Raw genomic sequence first — 15,858 nt, 5'->3', positions numbered from 1 at the left:
TCCATACCGGTTGAAACCCCGGCAAATCCGCGCCAGATGAGACCGATTGTTCTCATGAGGTGACCCCATGTTCGCTGATTTCGGGTTCGAGACCCTGACCGCACCGCAGGCCGCCATCTTCCCCGGCCTGGGCCTCGGCGCGCTCTTCGGCATCCTGGCCGAGATCACGCGCTTCTGCTTCCGCCGCGCGCTGGTGGGCGAGGATCGCCGCTCCGCCGCCGGGGTCTGGCTGACCGCCTTCGCCGCGGCCCTTTTGGGCACCCAGGCCGCCGTGCTGACCGGCCTCGTCAGCTTCGACGCGCACCGCTTCATGGCCGCCGATCTGCCGGTGCTGGCCATCGCCGTGGGCGGGCTGCTCTTCGGCGCGGGCATGGTCCTGACACGCGGCTGCGTGTCCCGCCTGACCGTCCTCACCGCAAGCGGCAACCTGCGCGGCCTCTTCGTCCTGGTCCTTTTCGCCATCGTCGCCCATGCCACGCTGAAAGGCGTGCTGGCGCCGCTCCGCACCACGCTGGGCGCGGTCACGCTGCCCCTGGGCGAAGCCGTGTCGCTGGCCGCCCTGCCCGGCGGCCCCGCGCTCTGGACGGCGCTGCTGGCCGTGGCCGCACTGGCCTTCGCCGCGCGCTCGGGCGCGCGTCCTGTCCTGCTGGGCCTCGCCGCCGCGCTCGGCCTGCTCGTGCCGCTGGGCTGGGTCGGAACCGGCTTCGTGCTTTTCGACGATTTCGACCCGATCGCGATGGAGAGCCTCTCCTTCACCGCCCCCTGGGCCGACACGCTGTTCTTCGCCATCGCCTCCACCTCGATCCCCGCGGGCTTCGGCACGGGCCTCATCGGCGGCGTTCTGGCCGGCGCGCTGGTCTCGTCGCTGATCGCGGGCCGCTTCGCTTGGCAGAGCTTCGAGAGCCCCGCGCAGACCGGCCGCTACGGCCTGGGTGCGGCGCTGATGGGCGTGGGCGGCGTGCTGGCGGGCGGTTGCACCGTGGGCGCGGGCCTCGCCGGCGTGCCGACCCTGTCGGTGGCCGCCCTTCTGGCGCTCGGCGCCATCGCACTCGGTGCCCTCGTCACGCAGGCCGCGCTGCAGCGCGGGCCCCGCGCCGGAGTTCTGCATCCGGCCGAGTGAGGAGGCTCCGACCGGCATGCCAAAGGCGGACCTTCGGGTCCGCCTTTTTGTTTCTGCGCTGTGCTTGGTTCGGAGGGCGCGAGTGGTTCGCCGCGTGCCGACCCGATCCCACGGAGGAGACTTCATCATACAACCGCCGAGCACACTCCCGAGAGCGCGGAATCAAGGCTGCTTGCAGCCGCCGCGCTCCAGCGCCTGCCCGTCCCGCGGGCTGGCGCTTTGGTCACGCCAGCGCTTGCGCTCGACATGCGCAAAGACTTGGCTGGCATAAAGCGCTTGCGTTCAACAGTCACAGCGCCATCCCCCGGGCAGGCGCGCCCAACTTCGCGCGGCATGGCAAAAGACCAAGGACCACACCCCAAGATGCGCCCCGCATCCCCCGCTACAAATCCGGGCCCTGCTTCTCCATCTGCACGCGGATGCGCCGGATCATGCCCCAGACCGCCAGCACCACCGGCACCGTCACTGCCGCGGTCAGCCAGCCCCGCGACAGGCCCAGCATCTCGCCCACAGGATACAGCAGGTAGGCCGCCAACGAGACCGCGTAATAGGAGATGGCCACCACCGACAGCCCCTCGACCGTGCGCTGCAGGCGCAGCTGCATGTCCGCCCGCTGGTTCATCGATTCCAGCAACAGCTGGTTCTGCGCTGAACGCTCCACCTCGACTCGGGTGCGCAAGAGATCGCCCGCCCGCATCGCCCGTTCGGCCATGGTGCCGAGCCGCCGCTCGGTGGCCTTCACGGTGCGCATCGCCGGGTCGTAGCGGCGGGTCATGAATTCCTCGAAGGTCTGGCGCCCGCGCCAGCGCACCTCGCGCAGGACCTCGATGCGCTGCGCCACGATGGCCTCGTAGGCGCCCGTGGCCCCCAGCCGGAACGAGGTCTGCGCCGACAGGCTCTCGAGTTCCGCCGACACCGACAGCAGCGCCTTCAGCGTGTCCTCCGCCGGGCCCTGCCCGTGGGTCATCGCCTCCATGAGATGGCTGAGCTCGTTGTCGAGATCGCCCATCCGCGGGCTCAGCGATTTCAGCCGGGTGAAGCCCAGCATCGACATCGACTTGTAGGTCTCGATCTCGCAGAGCCGCTGCACGATGCGCCCGACGCGCCGTTCGCCCACATGTTCGCGGGTGAAGACCGCAAAGCGCATATGCCCCGCCGGATCGATCCGGAAATCGCCCGCGATCACCGCCTCGTCGTCGATCACCGAGGAAACGGCGAGGCTTTCGGGCACGAACCAGTCCCTGAGCGGGGTCTCGATCTCGCCGTCATCCTCGGGCCGCGTGCAGCACCGGATGAGGCAGGAGGTGATCCGCACCCCCGGCGCATCGTCGAGCCACTCGCTCGGAAAGACCTCGAAATCCGCGGGGTCGAACGGCCGGTCGGTCAGCCCGTTCAGGAACACGGTATAGGTGACGAACTCGGTATGCTGCTCCCATTTGAGCATGTGCTGGCCGATCTTCGTCTGGTAATGCGTGGCTCCCGGCTGCGGATGCGTGGTGCCGTAGCGGTCGAGCAGATCGGTCAGGTGCTTGAGATCGAGCGACCGGTCCCGCGACGCCGCCCCCTTGGCCTTCTTGATCGCGAGATAGACCGCGCGGCAGGGCGGCGCGAGCGCGGGAAAGGGCCGCGCATGCAGCTCGTTTGCCAGCTTGTAGCGCAGCGGATGGTCCTGGATCGGCGGCATGACGGGGCCTTTGTCGGGGATGCGTTGTTACGCATGTAAACCGCCCGAGGGTCCGGGAAAAGGGATTTTTTATCTATTTCAATAGGTTGCGGGAATGCAACGGTATACTGCGCAAGTTTCGGGCAGCGGGCTTTATCGAGCGATTTGAACTGCTTGGAGTGTGCGGGGCTTTGGGTGAGGCGCTTGTACGTTCGCGGCCACGCCCGGCGCGTGGAGCCGGCGGCACTCCGCCCTCGACAGGGCCTCTCTCTGCGCTCTTGCCCCGAGGCTCTCAGTGCCGCCCCAGAACACCCGCACGTGTCCAACAGTCGCACAAGGCCCCCCGGGGGCGCGGAACCAAGGCTGCCTGCAGCCGCCGCGCTCCAGCGGTCATGCGGGACGCATGCCTCCGGCATGACCCGTCCCGCGGGCTGACGCTTCGGAGACGCCAGCGCCGACGTTCTATCCGCGCGACGATCTGGCCGCGACAAAGCCCCCACGCTCAACCGTCGAACCACAACCACCCCCCGGCCAGACGCACCCACCGCACCACGTCCCCAAACGCAATACGCCCCGGGATCTCCCCCGGGGCGCACCGCATCTCGTATGGCGAAAAGATCAGCCGAGCTTGGTCAGCAGATCGCTGATCGTGGCCTTCGCATCCCCGTAGAACATCCGCGTGTTGTCCTTGAAGAACAGCGGGTTCTCGATGCCCGAATAGCCCGTGCCCTGGCCGCGCTTGCAGACGAAGACGGACTTCGCCTTCCACACTTCCAGAACCGGCATGCCGGCGATGGGCGAGTTCGGGTCGTCCTGGGCCGCCGGGTTCACGATGTCGTTCGAGCCGATAACGATCACCACGTCCGTATCCGGGAAGTCGTCGTTGATCTCCTCCATCTCGAGCACGATGTCGTAGGGCACCTTGGCCTCGGCCAGAAGCACGTTCATGTGCCCCGGCAGACGGCCCGCCACCGGGTGGATGGCGAAACGGACGGTCTTGCCCTGCCCGCGCAGCTTCTTGGTCAGCTCCGACACGGCGTTCTGCGCCTGCGCCACGGCCATGCCGTAGCCCGGCACGATCACCACGCTGTCGGCCTCCTCGAGCGCCGAGGCCACGCCATCGGCGTCGATCGCGACCTGCTCGCCCTCGACCTCGGCCTGCGCGCCGCCGGCAGAGCCGCCCCAGCCGCCCAGGATCACCGAGACGAAGCTGCGGTTCATGCCCTTGCACATGATGTAGGACAGGATCGCACCGGAGGAGCCCACGAGCGCCCCGACGACGATCAACAGGTCATTGCCGAGCGAGAAGCCGATCGCCGCCGCGGCCCAACCCGAATAGGAGTTCAGCATCGAGACGACGACGGGCATGTCGGCGCCGCCGATGCCCATGATGAGGTGGTAGCCGATGAAAAGCGCGAGCGCGGCCATCACGAACAGCGTCCACGAGCCCGATCCCGACATGTAGAGGATCAGCATCAGCACCGAGCCGATCACCGCGGCAAGGTTCAGCATGTGGCCGCCCGGCAGCTGCTTGGCCGAGGTGTCGACCTTACCGGCAAGCTTGCCATAGGCGATGATGGAGCCGGTGAAGGTCACCGCACCGATCCAGATGCCCAAGCTCAGCTCGACCATCAGGATGCCGATCTCGACGCCCGTTTTCTTGGCGACAAGCTCGGCGAAGTTGCCCTCGACCGCCTCGCCCGCGGCCTTGGCCGCATCCACCATGTTGATGGTGAAATCGGCGTTGAAGCCCACGAAGACCGCCGCGAGACCGACAAGGCTGTGCATCGCCGCCACCAGCTCGGGCATTTGCGTCATCTGCACCCGCGTGGCCAGTTGCCAGCCGATCACGCCGCCCATGGCGACGAGAATGATCGACACCACCCAAAGGCCCGAACCGGGCCCGATAAGCGTCGCGACCACGGCCAGCGCCATGCCCACGATGCCGTACCAGATGGCGCGCTTCGCGCTTTCCTGCCCGCTCAGACCACCGAGCGAGAGGATGAAGAGTACCGCCGCGACCACATAGGCCGCTGTCGTAAATCCGAAATCCATTGTCCTGCCTCCCGCTTACGATTTCTGGAACATGGCGAGCATGCGCCGTGTCACCATGAAGCCGCCGAAGATGTTGATCCCGGCCATGAAGACCGAAAGCGCGGCGAGAAGGATCACCAGGAACGAGCTTGAGCCGATCTGCATCAGCGCGCCCAGGATGATGATCGACGAGATCGCGTTCGTGACCGCCATGAGCGGCGTGTGCAGCGAATGGCTGACACCCCAGATCACCTGGAAACCCACGAAGACCGACAGGACGAAGACGATGAAATGCTGCATGAAGCTCGCCGGCGCGATGAGGCCCACGCCGAGGATCAGCACGGCGCCGATGCCCAGAAGCGCGACCTGGTTCTGCGTCTGCTTCTTGAAGGCCGCCGCTTCCTTGGCCTGCTTTTCCTCCGCCGTCAGCTCCTTTTCCTTGGGCTTGGGCTTTTGCGCCGCGATCGCCTTGGTCTTGGGCGGCGGCGGCGGGAAGGTGACCTCTTTCTCATGCGCGATGGTCGCGCCGCGGATCACGTCGTCTTCCATGTTGTGATTGACCTGGCCGTCCTTCTCAGGGGTCAGGTCGGTCATCAGGTGACGGATGTTCGTGGAGTAGAGCAGCGAAGATTGCTTGGCCATCCGGCTCGGGAAGTCGGTATAGCCGATGATCGTCACGTCGTTGTCGGTGACGATCTTCTTGTCCTTCTGCGTGAGCTTGCAATTGCCGCCCTTCTCGGCGGCGAGGTCGACGATCACCGAGCCCGGCTTCATCGCCTCGACCATGTCCTTGGTCCAGAGCTCGGGCGCTTCGCGGTTCGGAATGAGCGCCGTGGTGATGACGATGTCGACCTCGGGGGCGAGCTCGCGGAACTTCGCCAGCTGCGCCTCGCGGAATTCAGGAGAGGACGGCTTGGCGTAGCCGCCCGATTCCGATCCGTCCTCGACCTCTTCCTCGAAATCCAGATAGACGAATTCGGCGCCCATCGACTCGACCTGTTCGGCCACTTCCGGGCGCACGTCGAAGGCCAGCGTGATCGCACCCAGCGAGGTGGACGTGCCGATGGCCGCAAGACCGGCCACACCGGCGCCGACGACCAGCACCTTGGCCGGCGGGACCTTGCCCGCGGCGGTGACCTGACCGGTGAAGAAGCGGCCGAAATTGTTGCCCGCCTCGATCACCGCGCGGTAGCCCGCGATATTGGCCATCGAGGACAGCGCATCCATCTTCTGCGCGCGCGAAATCCGCGGCACCATGTCCATGGCGACCACCGATGCGCCCTTCTCGGCGGCGGCCTTCATCAGATCCTCGTTCTGGCCGGGCCAGAAGAAGGAGATCAGCGTCTTCTTTTCCGACAGCCGCTTGACCTCGGCATCGGTGGGCGGCTGGACCTTGGCGATGATGTCGACCTCTTTCCAGAGGGCCGCGGCGGTCTTGATGATTTCGACGCCCGCCTCTTCGTAGGCGGCATCCGGGAAGCCCGCTTTCTCGCCCGCGCCGGTTTCGATGGCGCAGTCATAGCCGAGCTTTTGCAGCATCTTGGCGCTGTCGGGCGTCATCGCGACGCGCGCTTCGCCCTCCATCACCTCTTTTGGCGTACCAATCTTCACAGGTCAGGCCCCCTTTCGATCCATCATACGTCGTTTTTGCATACAGAATTCGGGCCGCACGCATAACGTACCGCCCGAACGTTCTCAACCTTTTGCGCCCTAGACCATAGGTCGCAGCGGAGTTAAAGCCATCTTCTCACTTGTTGCGCATATGCGTCGAATTCCGCAAGAAACGTGTCCCGCAGCCGCGCCTCCTCGCCCGCGATAAAGCGCTTGTTTATCAGCCAGATAAAGACCGGAACCAGCAGGAGACCCGGCAGCGAGCCCCACCAGAGCGCGCATCCCGCGAGGATCAGCGCATCGCCGAGGTAGATCGGGTTGCGCGTTTTCGCAAAGATGCCCGTGCGAATGAGGGCGCTCGGGGCGTCGCGCGGGATGATCGTGGTGCGCGCCCGGCGGAATTCCCAGGCCGCGAGCGCGATCAGCCCCAGCCCCATCGCTATGAAGACTGCGCCCGACATCGGCAGCCGCGGCACCGCGCCCAGCCCCGCGCCGAGCCGCGCCAGCACCAGCGCGCCCAGAAGCCAGACGGGCGGCATGTCGATCCATTTCATCTCGCATCCTCGCAGCGCATCGCCCCGCCGGAGCCTGCCCGAGGCCGCGATGGGCGGCAAGCGGCTTGTGGCCGCGCCGCACCCCTCCTAGGCTCGCCCCGGCATCAAGGGAGGACGCCCATGCATCTCGCAGGCAAACACGCATTGGTCACCGGCGGCGGAACCGGGATCGGCCTTGCCATCGCCCACGCGCTGGCGGATGCGGGCGCCCATGTCACCATCACCGGGCGCCGCGCCGCGGTGCTGGAAGAGGCCGAAGGGCTGCGCCTCTCGGGCCAGGTGATGGACGTGGCCGACGAGGCCTCGGTCCGGGACGGCATCGCCGCGGCGGTCGCGTCCCGCGGCCCCGTGCAGATCTGCGTCGCCAATGCCGGCATCGCCGAGGGCCGCGCGCTGCCCAAGACCGACCTCGCGTTCTGGCGGCAGATGATGGCAATCAATCTCGACGGCTGTTTCCTGACCATCCGCGAGGCGCTGGATTCGATGCGGCAGACCGATTGGGGCCGGGTGATCGCGGTCTCCTCCGTCGCGGGGCTGCGCGGCCTGAAGGGCGCGCCGACCTATACCGCCTCGAAACACGGCATGATCGGACTCATCCGCGCGCTGGCGGCCGATTACGCGGGCAAGCCCTACACGTTCAACGCCCTCTGCCCGGCCTATGTGGACACCGATATCGTGTCGTCGAACGTGACGAAGATCATGGAACGCACCGGCATGTCCGAGGCCGACGCGACCGCGGCGATGGTGGGCGTGAACGCCCATGGCCGCCTGATCCGCCCCGAGGAAGTGGCCGAGGCTGCGCTGTTCCTTTGCGGGCCGAACTCTGGCAGCGTGAACGGCCAGGCGATCCAGATCGCGGGCGGTGAGGTTTGAGGCACGGCGCCGGGACCGCCCCATGACAGTTGCCCCACGCCCGGCGCGCCTGCCCGGTGGGGTGGCGCTGCGACATCCGAACGGCGGCGCTTTATGCCGGCCAAATCCGGGCGCATGAGGAGCTATGCGCTGGCGGACCCAAAGCGCCAGCCCCTCCGGGCCGGGCAGGCGCTGGAGCGCGGCGGCTGCCAAGGCAGCCTTGATTCCGCGCTCGGGCGCTCAGATCGACCGATGCGGCAATAACGTCATCCCGAGACCCGCCCGCAGAGACCCCCAAAAGCGCCACGCCGAGGCGCGGCGGCCGCAACCCTCACGCCGACAGCCGCGCCCGCGCCTGCTTGCCCGCCGCCCAGGCCCGCGCCGCCTCGCCGAACGCCTCGAACAAGGGCCGCGACACCGGGTCGTTGCCCGCCTGCCATTCGGGATGCCACTGCACCGCCAGGGTGAAGCCTGGGGCGCCCTCGATATAGGTGGCCTCGGGCGTGCCGTCCGGCGCGTGCCCGTCGATCACCACACGCCGGCCCGGGCTCTTGATGCCCTGCCCGTGCAGGGTGTTGGTCATGACCTCGCGCGCCCCCAGCAGCCGGTGGAAGACGCCGCCCTCGGTGAAGGCCACCTTGTGGCGCAGCGCGAACTTTTCCTCGAGCGTGCCATCGGGCGGCATCCGGTGGTTCATCCGCCCGGGCAGGTCGCGGATCTCCGGATAAAGCGTGCCGCCCATGGCGACGTTCATCTCCTGAAAGCCCCGGCAGACCCCGAAGACCGGCTGGCCGCGCTCCACGCAGGCCCGCACCAGCGGCAGGGTGATGGCGTCGCGGTCGCGGTCGAAATCGCCATGCGCCTCGGTGGCGGGCTCGCCGTATTCCTCGGGATGCACGTTGGGCCGCCCGCCGGTGAGCAGGAAGCCGTCACAAACCTCCAGAAGCTCGTCCAGCGCCACCACCGACGGATCGGCCGGCACCAGGAGCGGCAGGCAGCCCGAGACCTGGCTCACCGCCTCGGAATTCATCGAGCCGCCCGCATGGGCGGCGTACTGATCGTTGATCAGGTGATGGTTGGTGATGATGCCGATGACCGGCCGCGCCATGGATGCCTCGCATGCCTCGAAAGGGGATTGCCCATGGATACGGCATCCCCCGCCAAAGGTGAAGGCCGCTCAGATCTCCGCGGCAAGCCCCACCGCCTCGATGCCCGCTTTCGCGGCAGCCGCGTCGTTGTCCGAGCTGTCCCCGGTCACGCCCACCGCGCCCAGAAGCCGCCCCTTGGCGTCGCGCACCAGCACCCCGCCCGGCACCGGCACGAGCTGCCCGCCGAAGGCGCCGTTCGCGCAGGCGATGAAATAGGCCTGTGCCTCGGCGCGCTGCATCTGCGCGGTGCCCGCCATGCCCAGCATGATGGCGCCGTAGGCCTTGCCATGGGCGATCTGGAACCGCCCCGGGCTCGCCCCGTCGCCGCGCTCGAAGGCCTGGATGTTGCCGCCGGTATCCAGCACGATCACCGACAGGGGCTTCATCCCCGCCTCCTTGCCGTGCTCCAGCGTCTTGCGGATGATGGTGCGCGCGCGGCGCAGCGAAATCTCGGCCATTCTCTCTCTCTCCCTGCATTCCGCCGCCCGAAGCGCCCCCGCCCCTCACGATCGGACCAAAAATACCTCCGGGGGTGTGGGGGGCAGCGCCCCCCACCCGGGTCCGGCCGCAAGGCCGGACCGGATCCTATCCCGCCGCCTTCAGCTCGAGCCGGCGCCGGTGCAGCACCGGCTCGGTATAGCCCGAGGGCTGCTCGCGGCCCTGGAACACCAGGTCGCAGGCCGCCTGGAAGGCGATGCCGTCGTAATCCGGCGCCATCGGCCGGTAGGCCGGGTCGTCCGCGTTCTGCCCGTCCACGACCTTGGCCATGCGGCGCATGATCTCCATCACCTCGTCGCGGCTGACCACGTCGTGATGCATCCAGTTGGCGATGTGCTGGGCCGAGATCCGGCAGGTCGCGCGGTCCTCCATCAGCCCCACATTGTTGATGTCCGGCACTTTCGAACAGCCCACGCCCTGGTCGACCCATCGCACCACGTAGCCGAGGATGCCCTGGGCGTTGTTCTCCACCTCGCGGCGGATCTGCTCGGGGCTCCACTTGCGGAAATCCGCAAGCGGGATCTGCAGGATCGCATCGACCTGCGCGTAATTGTCCGACGCCTTCATCTGGGCCTGCAGCGCCATCACGTCGACCTGGTGATAATGCAGCGCGTGCAGCGTCGCGGCGGTGGGCGACGGCACCCAGGCGCAATTGGCCCCGGCCTTCGGATGGCCGATCTTGGTCTCGAGCATGGCCGCCATACGGTCCGGCATGGCCCACATGCCCTTGCCGATCTGCGCCTTGCCCGACAGCCCGCATTTCAGGCCGATATCGACGTTGCGCGTCTCGTAGCCGTCGATCCAGCCCTTGCGCTTGATGTAATCCTTGCGGCTGAAGGGGCCTGCTTCCATCGAGGTGTGGATCTCGTCGCCGGTGCGGTCGAGAAAGCCCGTATTGATGAAGGCCACCCGGTGCTTGGCCGCCCGGATACATTCCTTGAGGTTGACGCTGGTGCGCCGTTCCTCGTCCATGATGCCGATCTTGACGGTGTGTTGCGGCAGGCCCAGCGCCGCCTCGACGCGGGTGAAGATGCGGTCGGTGAAGGCCACCTCGTCCGGGCCGTGCATCTTCGGCTTGACCACGTAGACCGAGCCCTCGACCGAGTTACGCGGCCCGTCGGTCTTGGCGAGGTCGTGCTTGGCGATCAGCACCGTGACCATGGCATCCATCAGCCCCTCGAAGACCTCGTTGCCGTCCTTGTCGAGGATCGCCGGGTTGGTCATCAGGTGGCCCACATTGCGCACCAGCATCAGCGCGCGGCCCTTGATCGCGAAATCCTTGCCGTCGGGCCCGGTATAGACCGGATCGGGGTTGAGCGCGCGGGTGACGGTCTTGCCGCCCTTCTCGAAACTGTCCTGCAGATCGCCCTTCATCAGGCCCAGCCAGTTGCGATAGGCGAGCGTCTTGTCCTCGCCATCGACGCAGGCCACCGAATCCTCGCAATCCATGATCGCCGAGATGGCGCTTTCGAGCCGCACATCCGCAAGCCCCGCCTGATCCCGCGCGCCGATATTGTGGGTGCGGTCGAAAACCAGCTCCACATGCAGGCCGTTATTGCGCAGAAGCACCGCGTCGGGGGCTTTCGGATGACCGCGATAGCCCACGAATTTCTCCGGGCTTTCCAGCGGCTTGTCGTCGATCAGAAGCCGCCCCTTCGAGACGTGGTAACGCCGCGCATCCGCATGGCTCGTCCCCTCGATCGGAAACGCCTGGTCGAGGAAGACCCGCGCCCGCGCCACGACCCGCGCGCCCCGGCCCCGGTCGTAGCCACCGGCGGGCGGCGCCTTGCCCATCGCGTCGGTGCCGTAGAACCCGTCATAGAGGCTGCCCCAGCGCGCATTTGCGGCGTTTAGCGCGTAGCGCGCATTGGTGATCGGCACGACGAGCTGCGGTCCGGGCACGGTCGCGATCTCGGGATCGGTGTTCTCGGTCTCGATCTCGAAATCCGGGCCCTCGGGCAGCAGGTAGCCGATCTCCTCGAGGAAGGCCTTGTAGGCCTCGTGGTCGCGCGGCGCGTTGGCGCGCTCGCGGTGCCAGGCGTCGATCTGGCTCTGCAGCTTCTCGCGCGTCTCCAGCAGCGCGCGGTTCTCGGGCGTCATCTCCGCGATCAGGTCCGCAAGCCCGGACCAGAAGGCCTCCGCGTCGATGCCAGTCCCGGTCAGCGCCTCGTTTTCGATGAAGTCGCAAAGAAGCGTGTCGACCTGCAATCCGTGCCGCTCGGTCCGGTCTGCCATGGGATCCTCCGTGGATTTGTATACACTCGTCGACGGCCCATATAGCCGCGCGCCGCGCCTGCGGCAATGTCAGCCCGCGATGATATCGCTCACAGGCCCGCATAAGCACACAGCGCATGCACCTCCATGCCGAGGCTTTCGAGTTTCGCGCGCCCGCCGAGATCGGGCAGATCGACGATGAAGGCGCAGCCGATCACCTCCGCCCCGAGCCGCTCGCAGAGCTTGATGCCCGCCTCCGCGGTGCCGCCCGTGGCCAGCAGATCGTCCACCACGAGCACCTTCTCGCCGGCCTGCAGCGCGTCGTCATGCACTTCCACGACCGCCTCGCCGTATTCGAGCGTGTAGCTTTCCGAGATCACGCGCCCGGGCAGCTTGCCCTTCTTGCGGATCGGCACGAAACCCGCCGAAAGCTGGTGCGCCACGGCTCCCCCCAGGATGAAGCCCCGCGCCTCGAGCCCCACGACCTTGTCGAACCGCACACCCGCATAGGGGTGCAGAAGCTGGTCGATCGCCATGCGGAAGCCGCGCGGATCGGCGAAAAGCGTGGTGACATCGCGGAACATGATCCCCTCATGGGGAAAATCGGCGATAGTGCGGATGTAATCCTCGACCTTTTTCATGCGGCGTCCTTCATGCGGGTTCGGGTCCTTTTTGGGGATCAGTCCAGGGGTGCGAGCACGCGGCCCGCGATGCCCGCCAGGTCGCGGATCATGGCCGGGTCGCGCGCCTCGGGCGCGGTGATGATGGCATGCTCGAGCGCCCGGTCGCAGCCGCAGGGGCACGGCGCGGGCCGCGCCGCAAGCCGCGCGGGGAGGCCCCGCACCAGCGCGCGGGCGTGATCGGCATTGGCCCCGAGCACGCGGATCACGTCCGCTACCTCGACCGCGTCATGGCCCGGATGCCAGCAATCGTAATCGGTGACCATGGCGACGGGCGCGTAGCAGCACTCGGCCTCGCGGGCGAGCTTCGCCTCGGGCATGTTGGTCATGCCGATCACGTCGGCGCCCCAGACCTCGCGGTACATGCGGCTTTCCGCAAGGGTCGAGAATTGCGGCCCCTCCATCGCCAGGTAGGTGCCGCCCCGGTGCACGGTCACGCCGGTGGCCTCGGCGGCATCGCCCGCGATCCCGGACAGCCGCGCGCAGACCGGATGCGCCATGGAGACATGCGCGACGCAACCCTTTCCGAAGAACGAGGCCGGGCGCAGCCGCGTGCGGTCGATGAACTGGTCGACGAGGACGAAATCGCCGGGCGCCATCTCTTCGCGGAACGACCCGCAGGCCGAGACCGCGACGATGTCGGTGACGCCGAGCATTTTCAGCGCGGCGATATTGGCGCGATAGGGAACCTCGGCGGGCGTGTGGACATGGCCCCGCCCGTGACGCGGCAGGAAGGCCATGGGCTGACCGTCGAGCGTGCCGGTCAGGATGGCGTCGGACGGCGCGCCCCAGGGCGTCTCGACCGTGACCCATTCGGCATCGGCGAGCCCGCTCAGCGTGTAGACGCCGGATCCGCCGATCACGCCCAGCCGTTCCCGCATGCGCTTGTCCCCGTTCGTGCCCGCTCTCGCTCGGCGGCATCGAACCAGCTTGGACGGGGCTTGGCAATGCCCCGCGCCCCGGCCGCGCAACGCGCTTGGTGCCCCAATGCGCGCAAGACACGGGCGGATCGGGGACAGGGAGCCGCAAGAGCGCCGCAAGCCATCGCCCGGCAAGGACGCGCAAGAAACGACGGGATCGGCGATGTGGCGACGGGGGGCGGGCGCGGAAGGCACAGCCTCACCCGCCATCGCCGCGCAGGGCGCGCCCGACGCGGGAGGCCCCGGAACGCGAAGATGTCTGTGCAAGCCACAAACGGAATAGGGCCGCGGGCCATCGCCGGGCATTCTGCCCTGCACGGTCGGGAGCTGCCTTTCCCGACCTCTCGGCCCGCGGCCCGGTCCGTTCCGAACCGGTGCCCCCAGCCTTACCGCGTTAACCTTAACGAAGTGTTACCGCAGCGCCTCGCGCAGCTGCGCGATCAGCGCCTCGCGCGGCGTGCCCGATTGCTCGGCCAGGCGTTTCAGGCCGAAATGCACATGGGCCATTTCCTGGTAATAGCTGGTATAGGCGTAATTCGTGGCCGCACCGGCGGCGGCGCCCAGAATGGGCACGGTCTGGGCGGCGAGTTTCTGGCCCAGCACGGTGGCGAGCCGCGGCGCGACGCGCGCGATGACGCCGTGCACCGTGGCGCCCGTCAGCGTGACCCGGGCGGACAGGAACGCCATGTCGGCGCCGTCATCGGTTTCCAGCGGACCGGCGGAGCCGAAGACCATCAGGCATTCCTTGGCGATCTCGGGCTCGGCGGGATCGTAGCCGTATTCCGCGGCGATGCCCTGGATCGCGCGCAAGAGCACCGTGGTGGTGACCGGCAGTTCCGCCATCGCGGTGGGCAGGCCGCCCGCGCCGCCCGCCGCCCCCATCGCGGTGGTGAGCACGGTGTTGAGCCAGCCCTTCTGGTCCGGCACGACGGTGCGCGAGGAGGCCGCCGCGCGCATCGCGGTCTCGAGCGCGCGCTCGGTCGCGGCCTCGAGCCGGATCTTGACCCGGTCGGGCAGCCGTTCGAGCAGGTTTTCCGCCTGTGCGCCCAGCACGTTCAGCAATTGCAGCCCGACGCCGCCCGCGCGCTTGTGACGGCGGGCGAGGGCTGCGATCTCGCGCTCGGTGGCGGCGGGGATGATGTCTGTTCCGGTCATGTGCACAAAGATCGGCGCTGCGGGCCCGCGTTTCAAGCGCTCATCCCGCCCTCAGACCGCGCGCGTCACCGCGCCCGCCACGCCGTCCCAGGCGCCGTCGCTCAGCGCCTGCCAGAGCACGCGGTCGGGGTTGGTCGGCGGCGGCATCTCGATGCCCTCGGCGCGGCTGAAACCGAAACGGCCGTAATAGGGCGCATCGCCCACCAGCAGGATGCGCGGGCAGATCGGGCGCGCGCGTTCGAGACTGTCGCGGATGAGCGCGCCGCCGAGCCCCTCGCCCTGTGCCGTGGGATGGACCGCGACGGGCCCCAGCAGCAGCGCCTCAGCGCCGCCCACCCGCACCGGCCAGTAGCGGATGGCGCCGCCCACCTGGCCGCCATCCTCGGCGCGGGCGACGCGGCAGAGCGCCGCGATCGGCGCCACGTCCTCGCGCAGCCGGTAGGAGGACAGCGCGGTGCGGCCCGGCGCGAAGGTGAGGTCGAAGAGCGCCTCGACCTCCCACCAATCCGCAGCCCGTTCCTGTTCGAGGATATACACGTCCCTGCCCCGCCCTTCTTGCGGCCCCGTCGCGGCCGCCGGGCGGCGCCGCTCTTCGCCCCTTGCGGGGTCTCATCGCCGGGTATCACGCGGAGGCGGCGGCGGCAAACCGGGCGCGCGGGGCTTGTCGCCGCCGCCGCGCTCCGGTCTATCTGAGGCCAAGGCGCGCCGAGGCGGGCCGGCACGCAGCCAAGGAGAAAGCATGTTCTACCGCCCCGAAGACGGCCACGGCCTGCCGCACAACCCGTTCAACGCCGTGGTCACACCGCGCCCCATCGGCTGGATCTCCACCCGCGGCTCGGACGGCTCCGAGAACCTCGCGCCCTATTCCTTCTTCAACGCCGTGGCCTACGTGCCGCCGCAGGTCATGTTCGCCTCGACCTCGGCGAAGGAGGATCGCGGCGACACCAAGGACAGCGTCGCCAATATCCGCGACACCGGCGTCTTCTGCGTGAACATCGTCGAATACGCGATGCGCGACGCGATGAACCAGACCTCCGGAGCCTGGGACCGCGACGTGGACGAGTTCGAGCTTGCGGGGATCGAGCGCGCGGAATGCGAAACCATCGCCTGCTCGCGCGTGGCCCGCGCGCCCGCCAATCTCGAATGCCGGCTGACGCGGATCGTCCAGCTCGAAGGCGCGCATAACTTCGCGGTCTTCGGCGAGGTCACCGGCGTGCATCTGCGCGACGACTGCCTCATAGACGGCGTCTTCGACGTGCTGCGCTACAACCCGCTCTCGCGCATGGGCTACCGCGACTACACCGTGGTGCGCGAGAAGTTCTCGCTCAAACGGCCGGGCGAGTGAGCGGCGTAACAGGCAGGGGCGCTGCCCCTCTTGGGCCGCAGGCGGCCCAATTCACCCCGGGCGA

At 68.1% G+C, this 15,858-nt stretch carries 14 protein-coding genes; 3 read left to right on the top strand and 11 right to left on the bottom strand.

The features are described from left to right. Window positions 1–67 precede the first annotated feature (67 nt). Window positions 68–1,120, top strand: coding sequence for a YeeE/YedE family protein (locus BW990_RS14125; RefSeq protein WP_076448823.1), 1,053 nt, complete (start codon window positions 68–70; stop codon window positions 1,118–1,120). A 382-nt stretch (window positions 1,121–1,502) separates the two neighbouring features. On the opposite strand, the gene BW990_RS14120 is transcribed toward BW990_RS14125, so the two are convergent. The 4 genes from BW990_RS14120 to BW990_RS14105 all read right to left on the bottom strand — a co-directional run bounded on the left by BW990_RS14120 (window position 1,503) and on the right by BW990_RS14105 (window position 6,982). Beyond that, complete coding sequence (locus BW990_RS14120; RefSeq protein WP_076448820.1) at window positions 1,503–2,804, bottom strand: DUF3422 family protein; 1,302 nt, start codon at window positions 2,802–2,804, stop codon at window positions 1,503–1,505. A gap of 597 nt (window positions 2,805–3,401) precedes the next feature. Beyond that, the gene (locus BW990_RS14115; protein ID WP_076448817.1) at window positions 3,402–4,838 is read right to left on the bottom strand and encodes an NAD(P)(+) transhydrogenase (Re/Si-specific) subunit beta; all 1,437 of its coding nucleotides are present in this window, start codon (window positions 4,836–4,838) and stop codon (window positions 3,402–3,404) included. Between the two features lie 15 nt (window positions 4,839–4,853). Further along, window positions 4,854–6,428 carry a Re/Si-specific NAD(P)(+) transhydrogenase subunit alpha gene (locus BW990_RS14110; protein ID WP_076448815.1) on the bottom strand — a complete coding sequence of 525 codons (1,575 nt, stop codon included), beginning with the start codon at window positions 6,426–6,428 and terminating at the stop codon, window positions 4,854–4,856. A 122-nt stretch (window positions 6,429–6,550) separates the two neighbouring features. Further along, window positions 6,551–6,982, bottom strand: a complete 432-nt coding sequence (locus BW990_RS14105) for a methyltransferase family protein (RefSeq protein WP_076448813.1) — start codon at window positions 6,980–6,982, stop codon at window positions 6,551–6,553. 120 nt (window positions 6,983–7,102) lie between these two features. On the opposite strand from BW990_RS14105, the gene BW990_RS14100 reads away from it, so the two are divergent. After that, complete coding sequence (locus tag BW990_RS14100) at window positions 7,103–7,855, top strand: SDR family NAD(P)-dependent oxidoreductase (RefSeq protein WP_076448812.1); 753 nt, start codon at window positions 7,103–7,105, stop codon at window positions 7,853–7,855. A 310-nt stretch (window positions 7,856–8,165) separates the two neighbouring features. Here the strand turns inward: BW990_RS14100 and BW990_RS14095 are convergent, their stop codons facing one another. The 7 genes from BW990_RS14095 to BW990_RS14065 all read right to left on the bottom strand — a co-directional run bounded on the left by BW990_RS14095 (window position 8,166) and on the right by BW990_RS14065 (window position 14,986). Next, window positions 8,166–8,942 (bottom strand): gamma-glutamyl-gamma-aminobutyrate hydrolase family protein, encoded by a 777-nt coding sequence (locus tag BW990_RS14095; RefSeq protein WP_076448809.1) that lies wholly within the window; start codon window positions 8,940–8,942, stop codon window positions 8,166–8,168. Window positions 8,943–9,011: 69 nt separating this feature from the next. After that, window positions 9,012–9,440 carry a GlcG/HbpS family heme-binding protein gene (locus BW990_RS14090; protein WP_076448806.1) on the bottom strand — a complete coding sequence of 143 codons (429 nt, stop codon included), beginning with the start codon at window positions 9,438–9,440 and terminating at the stop codon, window positions 9,012–9,014. 127 nt (window positions 9,441–9,567) lie between these two features. Next, a complete protein-coding gene (locus tag BW990_RS14085) occupies window positions 9,568–11,715 on the bottom strand; it encodes a malate synthase G (RefSeq protein ID WP_076448803.1) in 2,148 nt (715 codons plus the stop codon). A gap of 89 nt (window positions 11,716–11,804) precedes the next feature. Further along, window positions 11,805–12,335: an adenine phosphoribosyltransferase gene (locus tag BW990_RS14080; RefSeq protein WP_076448801.1), complete on the bottom strand. Its 531-nt coding sequence runs from the start codon at window positions 12,333–12,335 to the stop codon at window positions 11,805–11,807. Window positions 12,336–12,373: 38 nt separating this feature from the next. Next, a complete protein-coding gene (locus tag BW990_RS14075) occupies window positions 12,374–13,255 on the bottom strand; it encodes an S-methyl-5'-thioadenosine phosphorylase (protein ID WP_076448798.1) in 882 nt (293 codons plus the stop codon). Window positions 13,256–13,705: 450 nt separating this feature from the next. After that, window positions 13,706–14,449 carry an EcsC family protein gene (locus BW990_RS14070; RefSeq protein WP_076448992.1) on the bottom strand — a complete coding sequence of 248 codons (744 nt, stop codon included), beginning with the start codon at window positions 14,447–14,449 and terminating at the stop codon, window positions 13,706–13,708. A 51-nt stretch (window positions 14,450–14,500) separates the two neighbouring features. Beyond that, window positions 14,501–14,986, bottom strand: coding sequence for a GNAT family N-acetyltransferase (locus BW990_RS14065; RefSeq protein WP_076448796.1), 486 nt, complete (start codon window positions 14,984–14,986; stop codon window positions 14,501–14,503). Between the two features lie 202 nt (window positions 14,987–15,188). Between BW990_RS14065 and BW990_RS14060 the strand changes: the two genes are divergently transcribed. Next, entirely contained in the window at window positions 15,189–15,794 is a 606-nt protein-coding gene (locus BW990_RS14060) for a flavin reductase family protein (protein ID WP_076448795.1), read from the top strand. The last annotated feature ends 64 nt before the right edge of the window (window positions 15,795–15,858 follow it).

Source organism: Roseivivax lentus, assembly GCF_900156805.1.
Lineage (GTDB): Bacteria > Pseudomonadota > Alphaproteobacteria > Rhodobacterales > Rhodobacteraceae > Roseivivax > Roseivivax lentus.
The sequence above is the reverse complement of the archived record's forward strand: the minus strand, read 5'-3'. Positions and strand labels throughout refer to the sequence as shown.